The following is a 21,949-nucleotide window of genomic DNA, read 5'->3' as shown; positions in this document are numbered from 1 at the left end:
TATGCTTTACATTATATGCATTATAGGTATAGGGATAATTTTATTGCTCATGATGACTTATAGCAAACTCAATAGGGTTGATTGTAGAAATGAAAATGTAGGAGAGGATATTTCTACACTAATTGTTGATAGAGAAGAATTAAAGAAATATGCTAGAGAAATATCAACTGTTCCGTCTGCAGTTCAAAGAAAAAGCTGCAAGAAGCAATTAATAAAGAGTTTGGATAAAAGTTATGGAAGAATTTTAGCTGGATACAATTTTTTTGATGAGGAAATTAAAGATAGAGAGGAAATAGTATCCTGTGCCGAATGGCTTTTAGATAATTTGTATTTGGTAAAAAAGGAATACAAAGATATAAAAAATAATATGTCTGAAAAATATTATAGAAATCTTCCTGTAATGACTGAAGGCACTATGAAGGGTTTCCCTAGAATATATTACATTGCGAGGGAAATGTTATCAAAAACTCAGGGAACTGTAAAAGAAGATACCATAGAGACATTCATAAATGCATATCAAGAAAACACAATATTAAGAAGTGGAGAACTCTGGGCAATACCTATAATGATAAGGATAGCTTTGATTCAAAATATAAGTAGTATAACTGATCGTATGGTATTTATGCAAAAAGAAAGAAAGAGGGCAAAAAGTGAAGCAGAGGATATTATAAATTCTAAAGAGAATGGAAATGAAATAATTCATAAGTTAAAGGATAAAAATATTAAATTTACACCCCATTTTACAGAAGGATTCATTAAAACATTAAGGGATAATTTTATAGGAAATGCTGAAATATACAAGTGGATAGATGAAGAACTAGATAAAGAAGATAGCAGCGTTAAAAGGATGGTAAATATAAATCACCAAAAGCAGGGTGTATGCCAGATTTCTATGGAAAATTCCATAAGTGGAATGGTAGAAATATCTGCATTGAACTGGAAAGAAAATTTTGAAAGATTGTCCTACGTAGAAGAAATATTGAAAATGGATCCTGCAGGAATTTACAGTGAAATGGATTTTAAGTCTAAGGATTATTACAGACATAGAATAGAAAAAATGTCTAAAAATATAAACATACCTGAATCTTTTATAGCCAAGAAAGCTATAGAGTGTGCAAAAGAAGCTTGTGGAGAAGAATACGAAAAACATGTAGGGTATTATTTAATCGATAAGGGTATAAGCTGTCTTGAGAAAAAAATAAAAAATAGTACAAGAGAATATAAAAATTTGCATTGCAAAGCTCAAAATAAGATAACGGTTAACTTCTATATAGGTAGTGTTGTATTTGGAACTATTTTTCTAGATGCACTCATAAGTGGTATAAATTTTTATGTAGAGAATTTACCTTTGTGGAAATATATATTAGGAGCAATTGTACTCTTTATACCTTTAAGTGATATATTTATATCTATATTCAACTGGAGTGTAAATAAGCTTGTAAAACCAAGGTTTATACCTAAAATTGAATTTAGAGATGGTGTACCTGAAAAGTTTAGTACGGTAGTAGTAATACCTGCTATTATAAACGATATTAAGCAGGTTAAAAAACTTATAGGTGATATGGAGGTTTATTATCTAGCAAATGAAGAAAAAAATTTGTATTTTGCACTATTGGGGGATTTTAAGGATAGTCTTGAAAGAGAAGAGAAAGATGATAAATTAATAGTAGATACAGCTTTAAATGAAATAGAAAAATTAAATAAGCAATATTCTCAAGGGCAAAAAGACAAATTCTATTTTTTAAGCAGGTTTAGGAAATATAATGAGAAAGAGGGAAAGTGGATTGGATGGGAAAGAAAACGTGGAAAGCTTATGGAGTTCAACTCTCTTATAAGGGGAAACGATAATACAAGTTATGATGTTATAAGTGGCGACATAAAAAATTTATATGATGTAAAGTATGTTATAACTTTGGATGCAGATACTAAATTGCCTAAAGACGCAGCTAGATTCCTCGTAGGAGCTATGGCTCATCCCCTAAACATACCTTATCTGAATCGTGACGGTAAAAAAGTAGTAAGGGGACACGGACTTATGCAACCTAGAGTAAGCGTCAGTGTATTAAGTGCAAATAAGACGCTTCATTCCAGCATATTTTCAGGTGAAACAGGAATAGACGTATATACAAATGCCATTTCTGATGTGTATGAAGATTTATTTGACGAAGGTATATTTACGGGTAAAGGTATTTATGATGTAGATGTATTTAACAGTGTTTTAAAAGGTGAAATACCCGAAAATTCTGTATTAAGCCATGATCTTTTAGAAGGATCTTATACAAGAGCTGCTCTTGTGACTGATATAGAACTTGTAGACGGATATCCTGCTTACTATAATACCAGTTGTAAAAGACTTCATAGGTGGGTAAGAGGAGACTGGCAGCTGCTTCCCTGGTTATTTAAAAAAAGTTCTTTAAATAGGTTATCAAAGTGGAAGATAATAGATAACTTAAGAAGAAGCGTTATAGCACCCTCCATAATGGTGTTAATTATAGTGTCTATGACATTATTTAAAAATTTAAATGATTTTTTGGTAGTAGCCTTTGTTTCAATACTTTCACCTATACTTTTTGACGTATCTGAAACAGTAGTTTCTCCTATAAGGGGAAATGGACTTTCAGGTAAAATAAGTAATTTTAAAACTGTAGTAGAACAATTTTTTCTAATACTAAGTTTTCTACCTTATCAGGCGTATTTAATGTTGGATGCTATAATTAGAACTCTTTACAGGCTTTTTATAAGTAAAAGGAATTTGCTCCAATGGCAGACTGCAGCAGATGCAGAGGCCACTTGTAAAAAGGGATTGGAAAGTTATTTAAGCTCTATGTGGATAGGCAGTGCATTAGGTATTATTATAGCTTTTTTGGGCTTTAGAAGCTCTGTAGAAGATGCTGTTTTGGTAATACCTTCCTGCATAATTTGGATTTTTTCACCGTGGATTGCATTTAATATAAGCAATGAGAGAAAAAATACTGAGGAAGATATTCATAAAGAAGAAAAAGATATATTGAGAAGATTGGGAAGAGAAACTTGGGCTTATTTTGAAGATTTTATATCACCTGAAAGTAATTGGCTTTCTCCAGACAATTATCAGGAAGAACCGTATAAGGGAGTAGCCTACAGAACTTCTCCTACTAATATGGCTATGGGGATTTCTTCTAATATAGTTGCTTACGACTTAGGATATATAGGCATAAAAGAGCTCATATATAGACTCCAACATATAATATCCAATATGGAGTCCTTAGAAAGGTATAGAGGACATTTTTATAATTGGTATGATATAAAAAATAAAGTTCCTCTAAGGCCTAGATTTATATCTACAGTTGATAGTGGAAATTTAGTTGCATATATGTGGCTTACAGAAGAATCACTGGAAGAATATCTAAGCTATCCTATAATAAATAAAAATTTACCAGATGGATTTAAGGATACTTTGAAGCTAGCGCAAAATGAATTATATAGTAAACTTAAAATTCAATATGCTTATGGTAATTTTATAGATAAACTTTCTAAGGACAATTTAACTATATTTTCCTTAGAAAGTTTATTGCAGGATTTAAATACAGAATGTGTGAAGTTTATACGGGCTGGTAAGAACTTATATTGGAATGAGAAAGTTAAAAATATGACCTGTAGATTTATGGATGAATTGAATGAATTTTTCCCCTGGATTTATTTAATAAATGAAAATGAGGAATTCCATGATTTTAGCTGTGAATTAAACGAATTAGCAACTAAAATTTCTTTAAAAGAGGTTCCAGAAGCTTTTGATAAATTAATTAATCTTATAGATAAAGGTAATGAAAAAGACTCTTCACAAGAAGAAAATAGACATGGAAATGACTTGAAAAAATTATTATTGGATAGCAAATTAAATTTATGTAATTTCATATCTAGTGTAAAAAATGTAATAGAAAAATTGAGAACCATTGATGAAGATCATAATTTTAGCATGCTTTATAGTAAAAAAAGACAGCTTTTTGCTATAGGATATGATGTTGAAAAAGATACTATTGGCAAAAATTATTATGACCTTCTAGCATCTGAGGCAAGGCAGGCTAGCTTTGTATCTATAGCTAAAGGTGAGATTAAGCAAAATCACTGGTTTAATCTTGGTAGATCCATGGCTTCTATGGGAGGTGGAAAGGCATTAGTTTCTTGGTCTGGAACTATGTTTGAATATTTAATGCCACTTATAATTATGAAAAACTTTCCTAATACCTTGTTAAGTGAAACCTATGAATATGTGGTTAAAGCTCAAAAAAAATATGGTGAGAAAAGAAGAGTCCCTTGGGGAATTTCAGAATCTGCTTACTATGACTTTGATATAAATTCTATATATCAGTATAAGGCTTTTGGAATACCGGCAGCCGGATTGAAAAGGGGACTTATTAATGAATTGGTAATTGCACCTTATGCATCCTTAATGGCCCTTCAGGTTGATTTTAAAAGTGCATTTTATAATGTAAAAAGTCTTATAAAATCTAAGGCTGAGGGCAGATATGGATTTTATGAAGCTATAGATTATACCAAGGAAAGACTTGCAAGAAAGCAAAAGTGTGCTCTGGTAAAGTGCTTTATGATACATCATCAGGGAATGAGCTTTATGTCACTGGATAATGTGCTTATGGAAAATGTACTTCAGGAAAGATTTCATAGAATTCCTAGGGTAAAATCTGCAGAACTTTTACTTCAAGAGAAGATTCCTAAGAATATAATCTATAATCATGAAGAACATAGTGTAAATGAAAAACCTATAGTAAAGAATGAAAATGTAATTGCTAGAAAGTTTACGGGAGCATGTACAGAAATACCAGTAGTGAATATAATTTCTAGTAACAATTATTCTATGATGATGACCAATAGCGGCAGTGGATATAGTAAGAGAGGGAACATGACAATTTATAGATGGCGTGAGGATGCCACAAAAGATGATATGGGAATGTTTTTTTATATAAAGAATATAAATTCAAATGAATATTGGAGTGCTGCTTATGAACCTTGTGAATATGAAGGAGAGGAATATGAAGTAGTATTTTCGCCTGATAAATCAGAATTTAGAAGAAAAGATGGAAACTTAAGAACTTATACAGAAGTTACTGTATGTCAAGAAGAAGAAGGTGAAGTGAGAAGAATTTCTATTACAAATACAGGTGAAAAGAGGAGAGAAGTTGAAATAACCAGTTATATGGAAGTAACCTTGTCACCTTATAATGCGGATTTGGTTCATCCTGCATTCCAAAAATTATTTATAGAGACTGAATTTATACACAATCCTGTATGTTTACTTGCAAGTAGGAGACCTAGAAAAAAAGATGAAAAAAGACCATGGTTAGTGCAGACCATAGCAGTGGAAGGAGAACAATTAGGCTCTATCCAGTATGAGACCAGCAGAATGAAGTTTATAGGAAGAAATAGAAATCTAAGAAATCCAAGGGCAATGGACAATGATGTGCAGCTTACTAAGTCCGTAGGAGCTGTAATTGATCCTGTAATAAGCATTAGGGTAAGAATAGCTGTAGATCCAGGAAAGACCTGTAAGGTAGCATATACTACTGCAATTACAAGCTCCAGAGAAAAGGCAATCGAAATTGCAAATAAGTATAGGGATATGTTTAATGTAAATAGAATATTTAAACTGTCCTGGACAGAATCTCAAATGGAAATGAAGTATTTGGGCATAAAATCCAATCAAATAAATATGTATCAAAAAATGGCCTCAAGGATTTTATTCTTAAATAGCTCCCTTGAGCAAAGAAAAGAATATATTATGAATATAAGAAAAGGACAGTCTGCTTTATGGGCTTATGGAATTTCAGGTGATTTACCTATAGTACTTGCCGTTATAAGGAATGAAAATCACATGTCACTTGTAAGACAGCTTTTAAGTGCACATGAGTACTGGATGTGGAAAGGGTTGTCGGTAGATTTAGTTTTTATAAATTTACAAGATAGCTCATATATGCAGCCTCTTCAAAATAAGTTAGGGGATGCTGTGAATTCTAAAGCTTCAAGATATAAGAAAAATATAGATGGGGGAATATTTTTATATAATAAAGATACTATGAAGAAAGAAGATATAGAACTCCTTATAGGCATATCTAAATTTGTAATAGATGGAGATAAGGGAGAACTGTTTGAGCAAATTGAAGATAGTATATATTTACCAGAGGGTAGTATGGAGAAGATTGCTGAAAATACAAAGTTAGCCTTTGAAAACAAATCTTCTTATCATTTTCAACTTCCAGAGCTTCAGTATTTTAATGAGCTAGGGGGATTTTGTTCACAAGGAAAATCGTATATTATAGTGCTAAAAGATCATAATTATACTCCGGTTCCGTGGATAAATGTAATTTCAAACAAAAAGTTTGGATTTCATATTTCTGAAAGTGGTACTTCTTATACATGGAATAAAAATAGTAGGGAAAATAAACTTACAACCTGGTCAAATGATCCAGTTATGGATGGAGAAGCTGAAAGCATTTATCTAAGAGATGAGGTTACGGGACAGATATGGAGTATATCTCCTGAACCTATAAGAGATTCCGGACAGTATGTAATAGAACATGGATTCGGGTATTCCAATTTTAAACATGAGGCTAATGGAATAGTAGGAGAAATGGATGTTTTTGCTGATATGAATGAAAGCGTAAAAGTGTTTAAAATAAAGCTAAAGAATATAAGTGGAAAGAGAAGAAAGATTTCAGTAACTTATTATGCAAAATTAGTATTGGGAGTTTGCCATGAGCAAACAGCACAGTATATATGTACAGGATTTAATAAGGAATCGGAATATATATATGCTAGAAATCCATATAGTGAGCACTTTAATCAAGGAATATGTTACATGAAAATTTTAGGAGGAGAAGAACTTTCTTATACTGCTAGTAGAAAGGAATTTATAGGTAGGGGAGGAGATATATCTAAACCTAAAGCACTGGAAGGTGAACAATTTTCTAATAAAATAGGGGCAGGATTTGATCCTTGTTTAGCTGAGAATGTAAAAGTAGAATTGGATACAAATTCAGAAGAAGAGGTACTAATTTTATTTGGAGAAGAAGATAGTTTTGAAGAAGTGAGAAGGGTAGTTGAAAAATATAGTAGTATAAAAAATGCATATATGGAATTAGAAAAAGTTCAGGAGTATTGGTCAAAATTGTTCGGAACTATACAAGTGGATACGCCAGATGAATCTATGAATATAATGTTGAATGGCTGGCTTATGTATCAGGTTATATCTTGCAGATACTGGGCAAGAACAGCTTTTTACCAATCTGGAGGTGCCTATGGATTTAGAGACCAGCTTCAAGATGTAATGGCTATTTGCTATATAGATCCATCTGAAACTAGAAAACACATAATATACAGCGCCTCAAGACAGTATCTTGAGGGAGATGTACAGCATTGGTGGCATCCATTTGTTGAAAGTGGAATTAGAACTAGATTTTCTGACGATTTACTTTGGCTTCCTTATGTAGTAGAAGACTATATACAAAATACAGGCGATTACAGCATATTGTCTGAAAAAGCTTTGTATTTGGAAGACACTGCCCTTCAAGATGGAGAAGATGAAAGATATAATATATCAAATGTGTCAGAAAAGAGCGAAACCATATATGAACACTGTATAAGAGCAATTGAAAAATCCCTTAAATTTGGAAGTCACAATATACCACTTATTGGTTCCGGAGATTGGAATGATGGTATGAGTACTGTAGGAAATAAAGGACAGGGTGAAAGTGTATGGCTTGGATGGTTTTTATATAATATACTGGATAAATTCATACCTATATGCACATTTGAAGGGGATGTGAAAAGTTCAAATAAATACTCAGAACTAAAAGAATTTATAAGAGAAAACATAGAGGAAAATGCGTGGGATGGCGGCTGGTATAGAAGAGCCTATTTTGATGATGGAACTCCACTTGGTTCTGCAATGAATGAAGAGTGTCAAATTGATTCAATTTCTCAATCTTGGGCTGTTATATCAGGTGCCGCAAAAGAGTCTAGAGCAAAAGAAGCTATGGAGGCCCTGGAAAGAAATCTCATAAGAAGAGATAAGGGAATTATATTGCTTTTAAGCCCGGCTTTTGATAAATCTGATTTAGAACCAGGTTATATTAAAGGATATGTGCCTGGCGTCAGGGAAAATGGAGGCCAGTATACCCACGCTGCTATATGGTCAATTTTAGCACTAGCTAAAATGGGATATAATAATAAGGCATACAGTGCATTTTCTATGATAAATCCTATAAACCATAGTAACACATATTTAAATTGTCAGGTTTATAAAGTGGAACCTTATGTTATGGCAGCAGATGTATATGCAGTTGAGCCTCATACAGGAAGAGGCGGATGGAGCTGGTATACAGGCGCAGCAGGATGGATGTATAGAACTGGAATAGAGTCAATACTTGGAATGAAATTCAAAGAAAAATTAGGATTTACAGTTTCTCCTTGTATACCAGATAGTTGGAATGGTTTTAGTATGAAATACACGAGAGGAAAGTGTACTTATAACATACAGGTTTTAAAAGACAATGAAAAGGGAATATGGTTAGATGGAAACAAGGTTTCACAAGATATAATACCTTTTTTAAGAGAGGGAGAGCATGAAGTAAAAGTATATATGTAACCCAGGCAAAAATTTCCATAGCATTTTTTACGGGTTTATAGTAGAATATATGATAATATTCGATATAGTTTAAATCCTTTGAAAGAAAGCAAGTAAATTTAAAAACAGATTTTTAGAGAGCTGTATGAGGTGAAATTACAGTAATTATGCTTGAATTGAATGGATTCTTGAGGAGAAAAATGAATTAAATTAGTAGTTTTAACCGTAAGTCTTACGTTATAAAGACAGGATATTTCGTAATCCATATGAGAAAAAGATGTAATTTTATCTTTTTGAATTTAGGTGGTACAGCGGTAAATACGCCCTATGATTTTTATATCATAGGGATTTTTTTTATAAATGCTTAAAGGGAGGCAATAATCATGGAAGAAAAGAAAGAAGTAATATTTAGTGGCATTCAACCTTCAGGAAATTTAACTATAGGAAATTATTTTGGAGCTTTAAAAAATTGGGTAAAGCTTCAAGACAAATATGATTGTTATTTTTGCGTAGTAGATTTACATGCAATAACTGTAAGGCAGGAGCCAAAAGATTTGAGAAGGAGAACCCTGGAAGTGCTTGCAATATATTTAGCAGCAGGTATAGATCCAGAAAAAAATACTATATTTATTCAATCTCATGTTCCTACTCACTGTGAAGCAGCATGGCTTTTAAATTGTTTTACTTATGTAGGAGAATTGGAAAGAATGACTCAGTATAAGAGTAAATCTAAAAAATACGAAAATGGTGGTTCTATAAGTGCAGGACTTTTAAACTATCCTGTACTTATGGCAGCAGATATATTGATTTATAATGCAGACCTTGTTCCTGTAGGTAAAGATCAAACACAGCATGTAGAATTAACTAGAGATATAGCAGAGAGGTTTAACAATCTATATAGTCCTACATTTACTATGCCAGAAGCATATATACCAGAGGATGGAGCTAAGATAATGGACTTACAAGATCCTACAAAGAAAATGTCTAAGTCATCAGATAATCCTAACAGCTATATACTTATTATGGATAAACCAGAAGATATAAAAAGAAAGATAAATAGGTGTGTTACTGACAGTATTGGAAAAGTAAAATATAATGATGACCAACCAGGAGTTAAAAATCTTATAAATATAATGAGTGCTGTAACTGGAATGAGCCATGAGGAAATAGAGAAAAAATATGAAGACAAAGGCTATGCTGAATTTAAAAATGATACTGCAGAAGCCTTAATAGGTGAACTAAAGCCAATACAGGATAAAGTCAATGCGTTCCTTCAAGATAAGAAATATCTAGAGGACATATATAAGAAAGGTGCAGAAAAGGCTTATTATGTATCAAGCAAAGTACTTAGAAAAATGCAGAAAAAGATAGGATTTATTCCTGTTTCAAAGTAAATAAAATTTTTACTAAGAAAACAGCCAGCTTCAATTCAGTAGAGAATTAAAGCTGGCTTATTTTATTCTGTTTTACCTATATCTGATAGTTCAAGGCCTTTATTGTGTTCAAGTGCCCAACTAATAGACCACTCACTTTGAAATATTAAAAGGTCTCTTCCTTTTAGGTCTTTTACTTTTTTAGTATCACTTGTTAAAACAAGATCTTCTACCTTTGTAGAAGAGCTTTCTATCCACCTTATAGCTCTATAAGGAAGCATGTCGACTTTTATATCTACATTGTATTCATTTTTCATTCTGTACTCTAGCACTTCAAACTGAAGAACGCCAACCACACCTATGATGATTTCTTCAATTCCTATATTTAACTGCTTAAATACTTGAATTGCACCTTCTTCTGAAATCTCACTTATACCTTTTATAAATTGTTTTCTTTTCATGGTATCTATGGTTTTTACTCTGGCGAAATGTTCTGGGGCAAACACCGGTATGCTTTCAAATTTGAATTTTTTATTTGCAGGACATAATGTATCTCCTATATTATAAATTCCAGGATCAAATACACCTAGTATATCCCCTGCATAAGCTTCTTCTACTATTTCCCTATCTTGAGCTAGGAACTGCTGGGGCTGAGAAAGCCTTACTTTATTTCCTCCCTGGAAATGAAATACTTCCATACCTTTCTTAAACTTACCTGAACATATTCTCATAAAGGCAATTCTATCCCTATGTGCGGGATTCATATTTGCCTGTATTTTAAATATAAAAGCAGAAAAATCATCACTAAAAGGATCTATTTCTCCAACGTCTGATTTTCTTGGTAGAGGTGTTGTAGTCAAATTTAAAAATTCCTTTAAAAAAGGCTCTACCCCGAAATTGGTGAGGGCACTTCCAAAAAACACAGGAGTAAGTGAACCTTCTCTAACTTTTTTTATGTCAAATTGGTCTCCTGCAATATCTAAAAGCTCTATATCGTCTTTTAGTTTTTCATGTAAAGCTTCACCTAATAAGTCTTTAAAAACATTGTCATCTACAGAGCCTTCTATGGATTCTACTGCTGTTTGACCGTGATTTCCGCCATTAAATACTTCTATTAGACTTTTTTCCCTATCATATATTCCCTTGAAGTCTTTACCGGATCCTATAGGCCAGTTCATTGGGTAGGATTTTATTCCTAAAACATTTTCTAGGTCATCCATTAATTCAAAAGGATCCTTACTTTCTCTATCCATTTTATTTATAAATGTAAATATGGGAATTCCACGTAAACTGCATACATTAAACAGTTTTTTAGTCTGTGCTTCAACTCCCTTTGCTGCATCTATTACCATTACTGCACTATCTGCTGCCATTAAAGTTCTATATGTATCTTCACTAAAATCTTGATGGCCTGGTGTGTCTAATATATTTATACAAAAATTATTATAGTTAAATTGCATTACTGATGATGTTACAGAAATACCTCTTTGTTTTTCTATTTCCATCCAATCAGATACTGCGTGTTTTGAAGCCTTTCTTGCCTTAACAGAACCAGCAAGTCTTATGGCGCCCCCGTATAATAACAGTTTTTCAGTAAGAGTTGTTTTACCTGCATCTGGGTGAGATATTATTGCAAAAGTTCTTCTTTTTTCTATCTCTTTTTTTAAGTCTGCCACTACCTTTTCTCTCCTCTTTTTTTATTAGTTTCATCACTGATTTTAACTTTATTATATATTAATGTCAACTTGTGCTGTTTGTAAAATTTAAACGTTTAATTCTAATGCTTATAGGTTAATATAAGGTCTTTTACAATTTAAACTTATTTTTTGTAAATGATATAATTATTATGAAATATTATTTAAGGGAATAAGATAGCACCTATATATGGAGGAAATTTATGTATAAACTAGTAGGAATAGATATGGATGGTACTTTGCTTAGAGATGACAAAAGCATTTCAGAAGAAAATTACAATGCTATTCAAAAGGCTAAAGAGCTTGGAATAAAAATTGTACTAGCTACTGGAAGGCCTTTAAAGGGAATTGAAACGTATTTAAAACAATTGAAATTGACTTCAGAAGGAGATTATTCTGTAGCCTTTAATGGAGCAGTAGTTCAAAAAAACCATAATGGTGAAGTTATAAGTGAAAATTTACTTAAGCATGAAGATTTAAAATATTTATATAGCCTAAGTAAGGAATTAAGTGTAAATATTCATACTCTTACTTTTGATTTTTGTGCTGCGTCTAAGCTAAATAAATATAGTAAATTGGAAGCTTCTTTAAATAAGATACCGCTTAAAATATTAGATTTGAATGAAATTCCTGATTATGTACCTATAATAAAAGTTATGTTTGTAGATGAGGAAGCAAAGATTTCAAGGGCCATAGAAAATTTACCTAAAACAGTATATGAGAAATATACTGTACTTAGAAGTGAACCATATTTTTTAGAGTTTATAAACAAAAATGTAAATAAGGGATTCGGTATACAAGTTTTAAAGGAGAAGCTAAATATAAGTAGGGATGAAATAATGTGCATAGGTGATGCTGGAAATGATATTCATATGATAAAATATGCAGGATTAGGTGTGGCTATGGAAAATGCTTTTTCCGATGCAAAAAGAGTTGCAGATTATATTACAAAAACTAATGAGCAAAATGGAGTGGCACATGTAATAAATAAATTTATACTAGAACAATGTGCTGTAAAATAGAATCTCCATAGAGTTTCTAAACCCAAAATCAACTTATACTTCGGATATTTTTTACAACATTCAACTCGTTAGATATTTTGATAAGTCTAAGTAAAAAATTCTAAAAAAGCTAAGAACTTTTGAAAACTCGTACCTCAGACAATTCAAAAGTTCTAAGTTTTTACGAATTTTTTTTCTAAGACTTATATACAAAATATTTAAATGAGCTTCATTGTTGTAAAAATATGCCTGCGTATAAGTTGATTTTTAAGTTAGAAAGCTTATTCGTTGATCCTAATTAAAGTTTGAACTTATACATGAAATATAGTGGAGAGTTGGAGAAAAATTATCATTCACTCTCCACTTTCAATTATCAACTTTTAACTTAATATAATATAAGCGTGCTAGCGATAGAACTAATATTTCATAGTTTCTAAATAGTAATTACTTACATATATAGCCTTTTTCTTCTTGTAATAAAGCATGTCTAATGGCTTCTGGACAAGTACTTTACCTTTAGCCAAAATAAAGTCTACTAATTTTACAGTTACGTAAGCTAATATCATTCCAGCAAAAACATCTATTACCCAGTGAACCTCTAGATATAGTGTTGAGAATATTACACTTAAACAGAAAAAACCAAATACGCATTTCCATATTTTGTTTCGTTCCCTAAGAACTAATAAAAACATGGCAAAGCATATAGATGTATGCATAGATGGAAAACAATTAAGAGTAACACCTGCAGCAGCGCTTGGACTTAATTGCCTATCAAGACCATCAGGTTGCCCAAGCACGAACCATACTTCCTGTAAGTGGAAAGCAAGATAAAATGGAGTTATTAAAAATATCTGTACTACATGTGCAGATAAAATATAACGCAGCATTTTCTTAAAGTCCTTGGCTAAGGTAGACCTATACACTGCAAGTAAAACAGGTAGTACAAAACCGTTATTATATACCATTCTAAAAAACCAGGTTAAAGTTTCTGTTTTATAAATTCTTGCAAAACTTCCGTTATTAAATGGTATTTTACTAAATATAGGATTAAGATCTACTACTATTTTCCTACTTATTTGCCAACTTAGCATTTTTCCCCAAAACGCATATCCGTGCTGTTCTATGTAAAATATGAACGCAAAAAATGGAATACATAATATTAAGAAAGGAATTACTTTAATATCATTTCTAATATCTGAATAGACTGTGAAACACATTAAAGCAAGCATACCCAGATATATTTTACTAGTCAAACTAATAGATGGATATTGAACTAGATGTAAAGTCTTATGTAAGAAATATAAACCTATAAGAATAAAGTAGTACTTACTTAGTAAATTCAATAATATTTTAAACGTGTGCTGCGTAGTTTTCCACATTTTATTTTCTACAAATTTATACATGAAATTTATACCCCCCTTATGGACAAATAAATTATATCACTAGTAAAAGGGTAAGTATATAAAAAAATTTAACAATATTTTATCTTATTTTACATAAATATAACCTAATTATCTTTTCTATATTTATTTGGCATTAGGGAGGAATAAACTAAAATCAAGTATAAAATGTTAATTTTATGCAGCATATTAGAATCGTTTTTTGCCCATAAATGCCGTGTCTATTATAAAAACAAAAGCACATATTAAAAGCAGCATATTTATGAAAGTTAATCCCATTTTAAATATTGCACCTATAAATAGGAATATCAAAAAAAGGCTGCAGAGCCATTTAAAAAAAATCATTTTAAAATCTCCCTTATATAATTAAATAAAAATATCAAATGTATAAAATAGTATTTCCTATTTTGTATGAATTAATACAAAAGTGTATCGCTACATTTTGAGTTTTTCATAAAAAAAAATATAATGTTATTAATTCAAATTTAGGGGGTTATCATTATAATGGAACAGAAAAGATTAAGTGTAAGTGGTTTAAAAGTCAGAGATATTATTCAGGTATCACTTATGGCTGCAATAACTTATATTGCTACAGCTATAATTAATATACCAACAGGAGTATTGGTTAAAGGTGTTGTACATATGGGAGACAGTATGGTACTTTTAGCGGCTATATTAATTGGAAGAAAAAAAGCATTTTTATCTGCAGCTATAGGAATGAGTTTATTTGATGTTCTTTCATCCTATGTTATTTGGGCTCCTTTTACTTTTCTTATAAAAGGAATTATGGCTTGGATTGCAGCAACTATTGCTTACAGGGGAGAATATAATGGTGAAAAGTTTTGGAATAATATAATCGCATTTATTGTAGCTTGTATTTGGATGGTATCTGCATATTATGCAGCAGGAGTACTTATAATGCATTTTGTCACAAATATAGCTTTTTCAAAAGCCATTATTTTATCTGCAGCAGAAATCCCGGGAAATATAGCCCAGAGTATTGTAGGAATAGCTATAGCGCTTCCACTAGCAAAAGTTTTAAAAAGAGCTAATTTAGGTAAATAATAAAGGAGAGGTTTTTACCTCTCCTAATTATTTACCTAGCTCTCATTCTGTTCTTTTCAGCTTTTCTTTTTCTTCTACATTCAGGACATCTTACAGGATCATTTTCAAATCCTTTTTCCTTGTAAAATTCCTGTTCACCCTCTGTAAATACAAATTCTTTTCCGCAATCTTTACATACGATTGTTTTATCTGCCATAATAAAACCTCCTTAACCTAGGACTAATTTTATTCTTGATAACCTACCTCCTAGGATTAAAAGGAGAATATAGCACCTTGAAAAAATTTGACCTAATATAAATATTATAATTAGAGTAAAACTCTAAGCTAATTATACCATATTTTAATAAAAAAACAATATTTTAAATAATTATGGCTTGTACCAATTCGTTGATATAACTAGCATAGGGGAAAATGTTAATTAATGCAAATGTTAATTTTAATTAAAGTTGAATGAATTAAAAATCTGTCAAATAACAATAGTAATAGGGTATAATTAAATTAAAGTTTTATATATTAAACTCAAAAAAATAATGGGGTTGTTTTCATGGATATAAAAAAATTTTTTAATTTATTAAAGAAAATGGAAGGACCGAAATTAGATTTTAAACAATTACTAAATATTGAAACTGATAGTGGAAGAAAAGAATTAGCTAAGGACATATGTGCTATAGCAAATTCTAGAGGGGGAAGAGGATATATTATAATTGGAATTGAAGATAAGACTAAGAAAATAGTAGGAGTAGACAGAAATTTTAGTGAAGAACAAATACAGCAGATAATAAGCTCTAGAATAGAACCTCCCATACCAATTTCTCTAGAAACTTTAAAGTATAAGGGAAAAGATATAGTTATTATAAATATATATGATGGACCTCAAAAACCATATCAAATGAGAGAAAATGGAGCCTTTTACACGAGAAGAGGTTCAACAAATGATACGATGCGTAAACAGGAAATAATATCGGCTCTTCAGCAAAATTTAAATGTAAATACGGAATTGTGTCCTATACCACATAGCAAATTAAACTGTATAGATAATTGTATAGTAGATAAGTATTTTTTGTCTCAAGGGATAAAAGTAAATGATGAAAATAGATTAGGGTTAATGGAAGATGCTTCTATAATATATATAGATAAGGATTCAGGTAAGTATATGGTAACGTTAGGTGGGCTTCTAATTTTTTCTAATATAAACAATGTATATATTCCCCATAATATGATAAAAATAGTTAATAAGATAAATAAAGATTTTAGAAAGGTGAGTATAATTCAGGGAAATCTACTGTCAATTATGGATAAAGCACAAGAGGCTATTGAGAATATTATAACAGTGAAATCATATCCTACAGAGGGGATAAGTGAAGGAATAAGAAATGCCGTAATGTATAGGGACTATTCTGATTTTTCTAGGGAAATAGAGGTTATAGTAAGCTATAATAGTGTAGTAATAACTAGCCCTGGAATGTTATCAAATAGGGAAAATACAAGTTACTATAATTATGCAAGAAGGAATATGTGGATATATGAAAAAATAATTACACTGGATTCTAAAAAGAGGTTTACAGGAACTGCAGCAAGTTTTAGTAGAATTCAGAAGCTGTTTAAGAATGTAGGAAGAGTTAAATTTATAAATTCTATAAAAAATGATTATTTTAAGATTATATATCCTGGTATTAAGAAGTTGAGCAACTAATATACTAGTAACAAGGGTAGAAAAATAAAAATAATATTTTCCAAAATAATACACCTAAGTTATTGAAAAAATATTCTGAATATTATATAATTTATCTATAAGGATGACACCTGAATATTAAATTAAGGGGTGATAAAAATGATTCATGTATTTTGCAGCAAAAGAGGATCTGGGAAAACTAAAGAACTGATTAATTTGGCTAATGAAAAGACAATGATAGGGAGGGGGCACGTTGTCTATATAGATGATGATAGGGGACCACTGTGGCAATTGAACAGAGGAGTAAGATTTATAGTAACAAGTGATTTTAAATTAAAAAAAATAGAAGAGTTTTATGGTTTTTTGTGCGGCGTACTTTCAGAAGATTATGATATTGATACAATTTTTATTGATGGATTGTTTAATATTGTAAAAGAAAATCTTCAGGATATGGCGCATTTATTTTATGCCATTGAAAAGCTGTCGGAGGAATACAAGGTTAATTTCTATATAAGTGTAAATGGAGAAAAAGAGGAGATACCTGAGTGTATTATGAAGTATGTAGCCTGATTAATGAAGTAATTTGTTTGTGAGAAAATAATGCTGGTTTTTATATAGTTAAGACTGGAGAGTGCATCTTCAGTCTTAAAATTTTTAAAATAACTTTAAATTAAAATTACATAGGTAAATCATTTAAATGTTGATAAAAATAGGTTTTAAATATATACTATACAATATATAAGAGTACTATTGTACTGACTATTTGAAAGGTAGGGATTTAGGTTGCCTAACGTTTATGACATATTATTGGAACGTGGATACATAAAACAAAGTACACATGAAGAAGAAATAAGAGAGTTATTAGGAAAAGAAAAAGTGACATTTTATATAGGATTTGACCCAACAGCAGATAGCCTCCATGTAGGACACTTTTTACAAATGATGGTTATGCATTATATGCAAGAAGCAGGACATAGACCTATAGCTTTGCTTGGTGGTGGTACTACAATGGTTGGTGATCCTACTGGAAAAACTGATATGAGAAAGATGTTATCTAAAGAACAAATACAACATAATGCAGAGTGTTTTAAAAAGCAGTTTTCAAGGCTTGTGGATTTCAAAGATGATAAAGCTATCCTTGCCAACAATGCAGATTGGCTTTTAAATTTGAATTATATTGAATTCTTGAGGGATATAGGAGTTCATTTTTCCGTAAACAAAATGCTTACAGCAGAGTGCTTTAAACAGAGATTAGAAAGGGGATTGTCTTTCCTTGAATTTAACTACATGCTAATGCAGGGATATGATTTTCTAGAGTTAAATAGAAGATATGGCTGTGTGCTGGAATTAGGGGGAGATGACCAGTGGTCAAATATAATAGCAGGAGTAGAATTAATTAGAAAAAAAGAGCAGAAACCTGCTTTTGGGATGACTTTTACTCTTTTAACTAAAAGTGATGGTAAAAAAATGGGTAAGACAGAAGGGGGAGCTATATGGCTGGATCCTGAAAAAACATCACCTTATGAATTTTATCAGTACTGGAGGAATATAGGAGATGCTGATGTGGAAAAATGTCTGGCTCTTTTAACTTTTCTTCCAATGGATGAAGTGAAAAGACTTGGCTCACTTCCAGGTGAGGAGATAAATGAAGCTAAAAAAGTGCTTGCTTATGAGGTAACGAAAATTGTACACGGTGTAAAGGAAGCTGAAAAAGCTAAGGAAGCAGCAGAAGCTTTGTTTTCTGGTGGACAGAATATGGAAAATGTGCCTACTGTAGAGATAGGTGAAAATTCACTTGGATGTTCCATAGTGGAATTACTTGCTGATTTACAAATACTTCCTTCAAAAAGCGAAGTAAGAAGGTTAATACAACAAAATGGACTCACTGTAAATGACGAAAAAATAACTGATCCAAAACTTTTAATTACCAAGGATAGTTTTAAAGATGGAGAAATGCTTATAAGAAGAGGAAAGAAAAAGTATAATAGGATTATACTAAAATAGTAAGTAATTTATAAACTAATAATGGCTTCTTTTATAGATCACCTATAAAAGAAGCCATTATTAGGCATTTTCTTTGAAATGCTTTAAATATTATATTTCCACATTATTAGAGCATCCTCTTTATTGTCTCTATAATATCCTTTCCGTATACCGTTTTGTAAAAATCCGTACTTTTTATATAAACTTTGAGCACGTATATTGGATTTTCTAACCTCTAAGGTCATACTTTTTATAAATTCAATTTTGCATATTTCTATAAGGGCTTCTAAGAGTAAACTTCCAACACCTATACCTCTGTATTCTGGATGAACTGCTATATTTGTTATATGGCCCTCATCTAGTATAACCCACATGCCTGCATAACCTATGACTATGCCTGATTTTTTTGCTACAACATATTTGGTAAGTGAACTGTTTTCAATTTCTTTCTCTAGAGACTTTCTACTCCAGGGCATAGGAAAACATAAAGAATCTATTACAAGAATCCTATCAATATGTTCTAGTTTTAAAGGGCAAATTTCTATATCACTCATGGACTTGGGACCTCAGCTTTTTTTCATATTCCCTTTCAGCTTGGGATTTCCTTAGATAAAAAGGTGCAAAACTATATAAATCGTCTTGTATGCCGGATTTTAGAAGTTTTAATCCTAATTCACCCAAAGAAGAGGCTCTTGCTAAATTTAAATTTGCAGGTGAGAAACGAATTTGTTTTATATTTGAAGTTAAATCATCCTTAAATTTCGGAACAGCATCTCCTATGAAACATACGGGTTCATTATAGCTGTTCAATGTTTTAATTAGGTCTTCTATGGAAATGAGCATGTGGTCGCCTATCATATTTAATTTATTATCTGTAAAATTATAAAGGGCGGTGTATACATTTCCTCTAAGGGCATCTAATATAGGACAAATAATACCAGAGGTATAACATAAATTATAGGCTAACGCATCTAAGGAAGATACTCCTACAAAGGGTTTGCCTGTACCTTGGCTTAATCCTTTTATTACAGCAGCTCCAATTCTAAGTCCTGTAAAAGAACCAGGACCTTTTGAAACAACAAAGCCGTCTATAGAATGAATATCCATATCTAAGTTTTTTAAAAGAGTGTCTATCATAGGCATTAATACTGTGGAATGCTGCTTTTTATAATTAAAAGTAATTTCACCAAATAATTTATTGTCGTCTATTACAGCACAAGTTGCTGATTCGGTGGAAGAATCTAAACTTAATATTTTCATGTTCTTATTTTAGCTCCTTTATGTAATCATATCTATTACCATGATATTTTATTATTATTTTTCTATAATTTGGACCTTTTTCTGGCAGTTTATAAATACTTACCCATATGCATTCTTTAGGTATTAATTCCTCAATATAATTTGCCCATTCTATAATACTTACAGCATCACTGAAAATATACTCATCAAATCCAATTTCAGCAATTTCATCTATATCATTAACCCTATATACATCAAAATGGTATAATTTTAGTCTTCCATAGTACTCATTTACTATGGTAAATGTAGGGCTTGTTATAGGATCATCTATATTAAGTCCCTTTGCTATTCCTTTTGTAAAATGGGTCTTTCCTGTACCCAAGTCACCATTTAGACAAATTATGTCACCAGCATTTAATAAGCTACCTATTTTTTTGCCTAGATTAATGGTGTCTTCAACACTATTTAAAATAAATTCCACAGCAATTCACCTCATAGAATATTGTATCTAAAATGTATTAAAAAGTGAAGAAATATATTATTTCATTTCAGGATTGTAGGAAATAGCTATATTATCTTCATAAGAACTTAAATTAGAAAAATTATTTATTGCTTCCTTTAGATGATTTAGCGCATGGTCACATATAAATCCTCCAGATACCATTTCGTCCATTATGTTAAAGGCTTTTTCTGAACTCATGCCATTTCTATAAGGTCTATTTTCTGTAAGGGCTTGATATATGTCACATACTGCCATAATCCTGCATTCTTCAGATAATTCATCTGCTTTTAAGCCTTGAGGGTATCCACTGCCATTTAACTTTTCGTGATGATTTGATGCCCATTTGCTTATATTAGGAATATCGCCTATTTTATTTAATATTATTCTAGTATAATAGGCATGAGATTTTATTATACCGAATTCCTCACTTGACAGAGAACCATTTTTGTCAAGTATATAGAGAGGAATAGATAACTTGCCTATATCATGGAGGAGACCTGCAATTTTCATTTCATGACACTTTTCTTCTGGATATCCAATGAATTTTGAAACTAAATAGGCCAGGTTTGCTATACCTTGGGAATGAGTTGCAGTGAATTTACTTTTGTTATCTATGATGTTTGCAAATATTTTAGATATCGCTTCAAACTCCTCTAGATCCATAAACATATTTAACTTAGGGTGAGTTTCATCTAGTATAAAGTCAATGAAGTCTATATTTTGAAGATTAAGCCAGAATATATCAGAAGATGCACTTCCTAAAAAGGCATTTGCAATTGTTTCGGAAAAAATCTTTTTAGAGTTTTTTCTAATCCATAAAATAATATTATTTTTTTGCTGATAGTTAGATATATTTTCGTTATATATAAGTTCTATTAAATCCGAAATTCTTATTATTTGACTTTCTAGAGGGATCATATCTCCTTTTAGACCCATGGCACCACTTCCATCAAAATTTTCATGATGATATAATATTACCTTTGATATATCATGAAAGTAGGGAAAAGATTTAGTTATTTTATTACCAAGTTCACAATGTTCTTTTATAAATAGATTAGCAGAATGACTCTGAGATAAAAAGGTAGCAGCTCCTATATCATGCAGTAGAGCTGATACATAAAGTTGTTTTTTAAAATCATCACCTAATTTTAGATAATTTGCAATTTCAAGCGCTATATAAGTAGTCCTCTGGGAATGATGGATAAATCGATGATCTGAATAGTTTATATTTGTTATATTTTCAATGACTGGATCATTCCCATTAAAGCTATCATATTTGGAACTCATTTGAGCTAAATCCAGTGCAATTGACATGGCCCTTATTGTTTTGTCCATACTAACCTTCATGGATAAACCCCCTTAAATAGAATATACTCTGTACACCTAATTTTATCACAATGGAA

At 31.2% G+C, this 21,949-nt stretch carries 15 protein-coding genes; 7 read left to right on the top strand and 8 right to left on the bottom strand.

Annotated features, from left to right (window positions below):
• The first annotated feature begins 1 nt into the window (after nt 1).
• Together CLAU_RS08130 and trpS are read left to right on the top strand one after the other, a co-directional pair.
• Nucleotides 2–8,638, top strand: coding sequence for a GH36-type glycosyl hydrolase domain-containing protein (locus tag CLAU_RS08130; RefSeq protein ID WP_023162409.1), 8,637 nt, complete (start codon nt 2–4; stop codon nt 8,636–8,638).
• Nucleotides 8,639–9,000: 362 nt separating this feature from the next.
• Nucleotides 9,001–10,011 (top strand): tryptophan--tRNA ligase, encoded by a 1,011-nt coding sequence (gene trpS, locus CLAU_RS08125; protein WP_023162408.1) that lies wholly within the window; start codon nt 9,001–9,003, stop codon nt 10,009–10,011.
• Nucleotides 10,012–10,073: 62 nt separating this feature from the next.
• Here the strand turns inward: trpS and CLAU_RS08120 are convergent, their stop codons facing one another.
• Nucleotides 10,074–11,666: a peptide chain release factor 3 gene (locus CLAU_RS08120; protein WP_023162407.1), complete on the bottom strand. Its 1,593-nt coding sequence runs from the start codon at nt 11,664–11,666 to the stop codon at nt 10,074–10,076.
• A gap of 221 nt (nt 11,667–11,887) precedes the next feature.
• On the opposite strand from CLAU_RS08120, the gene yidA reads away from it, so the two are divergent.
• A complete protein-coding gene (gene yidA, locus CLAU_RS08115; RefSeq protein WP_023162406.1) occupies nt 11,888–12,706 on the top strand; it encodes a sugar-phosphatase in 819 nt (272 codons plus the stop codon).
• Nucleotides 12,707–13,101: 395 nt separating this feature from the next.
• On the opposite strand, the gene CLAU_RS08110 is transcribed toward yidA, so the two are convergent.
• Nucleotides 13,102–14,088, bottom strand: coding sequence for a phosphatase PAP2 family protein (locus tag CLAU_RS08110; RefSeq protein ID WP_023162405.1), 987 nt, complete (start codon nt 14,086–14,088; stop codon nt 13,102–13,104).
• Nucleotides 14,089–14,274: 186 nt separating this feature from the next.
• Nucleotides 14,275–14,430 carry a hypothetical protein gene (locus tag CLAU_RS20870; RefSeq protein WP_023162404.1) on the bottom strand — a complete coding sequence of 52 codons (156 nt, stop codon included), beginning with the start codon at nt 14,428–14,430 and terminating at the stop codon, nt 14,275–14,277.
• A gap of 159 nt (nt 14,431–14,589) precedes the next feature.
• Here CLAU_RS20870 and CLAU_RS08105 point away from each other — a divergent pair, with 159 nt between their 5' ends.
• The gene (locus CLAU_RS08105) at nt 14,590–15,150 is read left to right on the top strand and encodes an ECF transporter S component (RefSeq protein ID WP_023162403.1); all 561 of its coding nucleotides are present in this window, start codon (nt 14,590–14,592) and stop codon (nt 15,148–15,150) included.
• Between the two features lie 31 nt (nt 15,151–15,181).
• Here CLAU_RS08105 and CLAU_RS08100 read toward each other — a convergent pair whose 3' ends face one another.
• Nucleotides 15,182–15,346 carry a zinc-ribbon domain-containing protein gene (locus CLAU_RS08100; RefSeq protein ID WP_013240427.1) on the bottom strand — a complete coding sequence of 55 codons (165 nt, stop codon included), beginning with the start codon at nt 15,344–15,346 and terminating at the stop codon, nt 15,182–15,184.
• A 348-nt stretch (nt 15,347–15,694) separates the two neighbouring features.
• Between CLAU_RS08100 and CLAU_RS08095 the strand changes: the two genes are divergently transcribed.
• The 3 genes from CLAU_RS08095 (at nt 15,695) to tyrS (ending at nt 18,826) form a co-directional block, all read left to right on the top strand.
• Nucleotides 15,695–16,843 carry an AlbA family DNA-binding domain-containing protein gene (locus CLAU_RS08095; RefSeq protein WP_029170217.1) on the top strand — a complete coding sequence of 383 codons (1,149 nt, stop codon included), beginning with the start codon at nt 15,695–15,697 and terminating at the stop codon, nt 16,841–16,843.
• A gap of 138 nt (nt 16,844–16,981) precedes the next feature.
• Complete coding sequence (locus CLAU_RS08090; protein ID WP_013240425.1) at nt 16,982–17,392, top strand: hypothetical protein; 411 nt, start codon at nt 16,982–16,984, stop codon at nt 17,390–17,392.
• Between the two features lie 213 nt (nt 17,393–17,605).
• On the top strand, nt 17,606–18,826 hold the full coding sequence (gene tyrS, locus CLAU_RS08085; protein ID WP_023162401.1) for a tyrosine--tRNA ligase: 1,221 nt from the start codon (nt 17,606–17,608) through the stop codon (nt 18,824–18,826).
• Nucleotides 18,827–18,909: 83 nt separating this feature from the next.
• Here tyrS and rimI read toward each other — a convergent pair whose 3' ends face one another.
• The 4 genes from rimI to CLAU_RS08065 are packed head-to-tail and all read right to left on the bottom strand — an operon-like array spanning nt 18,910 to nt 21,893.
• Nucleotides 18,910–19,359, bottom strand: a complete 450-nt coding sequence (gene rimI, locus CLAU_RS08080) for a ribosomal protein S18-alanine N-acetyltransferase (protein WP_023162400.1) — start codon at nt 19,357–19,359, stop codon at nt 18,910–18,912.
• On the bottom strand, nt 19,352–20,065 hold the full coding sequence (tsaB, locus tag CLAU_RS08075) for a tRNA (adenosine(37)-N6)-threonylcarbamoyltransferase complex dimerization subunit type 1 TsaB (protein ID WP_023162399.1): 714 nt from the start codon (nt 20,063–20,065) through the stop codon (nt 19,352–19,354). The genes rimI and tsaB overlap by 8 nt, the downstream gene beginning before the upstream one ends.
• A gap of 4 nt (nt 20,066–20,069) precedes the next feature.
• Nucleotides 20,070–20,525 (bottom strand): tRNA (adenosine(37)-N6)-threonylcarbamoyltransferase complex ATPase subunit type 1 TsaE, encoded by a 456-nt coding sequence (gene tsaE / locus CLAU_RS08070; RefSeq protein ID WP_013240421.1) that lies wholly within the window; start codon nt 20,523–20,525, stop codon nt 20,070–20,072.
• 57 nt (nt 20,526–20,582) lie between these two features.
• Entirely contained in the window at nt 20,583–21,893 is a 1,311-nt protein-coding gene (locus CLAU_RS08065; RefSeq protein WP_023162398.1) for an HD-GYP domain-containing protein, read from the bottom strand.
• Nucleotides 21,894–21,949 lie beyond the last annotated feature (56 nt).

It is taken from the genome of Clostridium autoethanogenum DSM 10061 (genome assembly GCF_001484725.1).
Lineage (GTDB): Bacteria > Bacillota > Clostridia > Clostridiales > Clostridiaceae > Clostridium_B > Clostridium_B ljungdahlii.
The sequence above is the reverse complement of the archived record's forward strand: the minus strand, read 5'-3'. Positions and strand labels throughout refer to the sequence as shown.

Bases quoted from the DNA above. Each gene is read 5' to 3' on its own strand.
- CLAU_RS08130 (WP_023162409.1), top strand. From the start codon at position 2: ATGCTTTACATTATATGCATTATAGGTATAGGGATAATTTTATTGCTC.
- trpS (WP_023162408.1), top strand. From the start codon at position 9,001: ATGGAAGAAAAGAAAGAAGTAATATTTAGTGGCATTCAACCTTCAGGA.
- yidA (WP_023162406.1), top strand. From the start codon at position 11,888: ATGTATAAACTAGTAGGAATAGATATGGATGGTACTTTGCTTAGAGAT.
- CLAU_RS08110 (WP_023162405.1), bottom strand. From the start codon at position 14,088: ATGTATAAATTTGTAGAAAATAAAATGTGGAAAACTACGCAGCACACG.
- CLAU_RS20870 (WP_023162404.1), bottom strand. From the start codon at position 14,430: ATGATTTTTTTTAAATGGCTCTGCAGCCTTTTTTTGATATTCCTATTT.
- CLAU_RS08105 (WP_023162403.1), top strand. From the start codon at position 14,590: ATGGAACAGAAAAGATTAAGTGTAAGTGGTTTAAAAGTCAGAGATATT.
- CLAU_RS08100 (WP_013240427.1), bottom strand. From the start codon at position 15,346: ATGGCAGATAAAACAATCGTATGTAAAGATTGCGGAAAAGAATTTGTA.
- CLAU_RS08095 (WP_029170217.1), top strand. From the start codon at position 15,695: ATGGATATAAAAAAATTTTTTAATTTATTAAAGAAAATGGAAGGACCG.
- CLAU_RS08090 (WP_013240425.1), top strand. From the start codon at position 16,982: ATGATTCATGTATTTTGCAGCAAAAGAGGATCTGGGAAAACTAAAGAA.
- rimI (WP_023162400.1), bottom strand. From the start codon at position 19,359: ATGAGTGATATAGAAATTTGCCCTTTAAAACTAGAACATATTGATAGG.
- tsaB (WP_023162399.1), bottom strand. From the start codon at position 20,065: ATGAAAATATTAAGTTTAGATTCTTCCACCGAATCAGCAACTTGTGCT.
- CLAU_RS08065 (WP_023162398.1), bottom strand. From the start codon at position 21,893: ATGAAGGTTAGTATGGACAAAACAATAAGGGCCATGTCAATTGCACTG.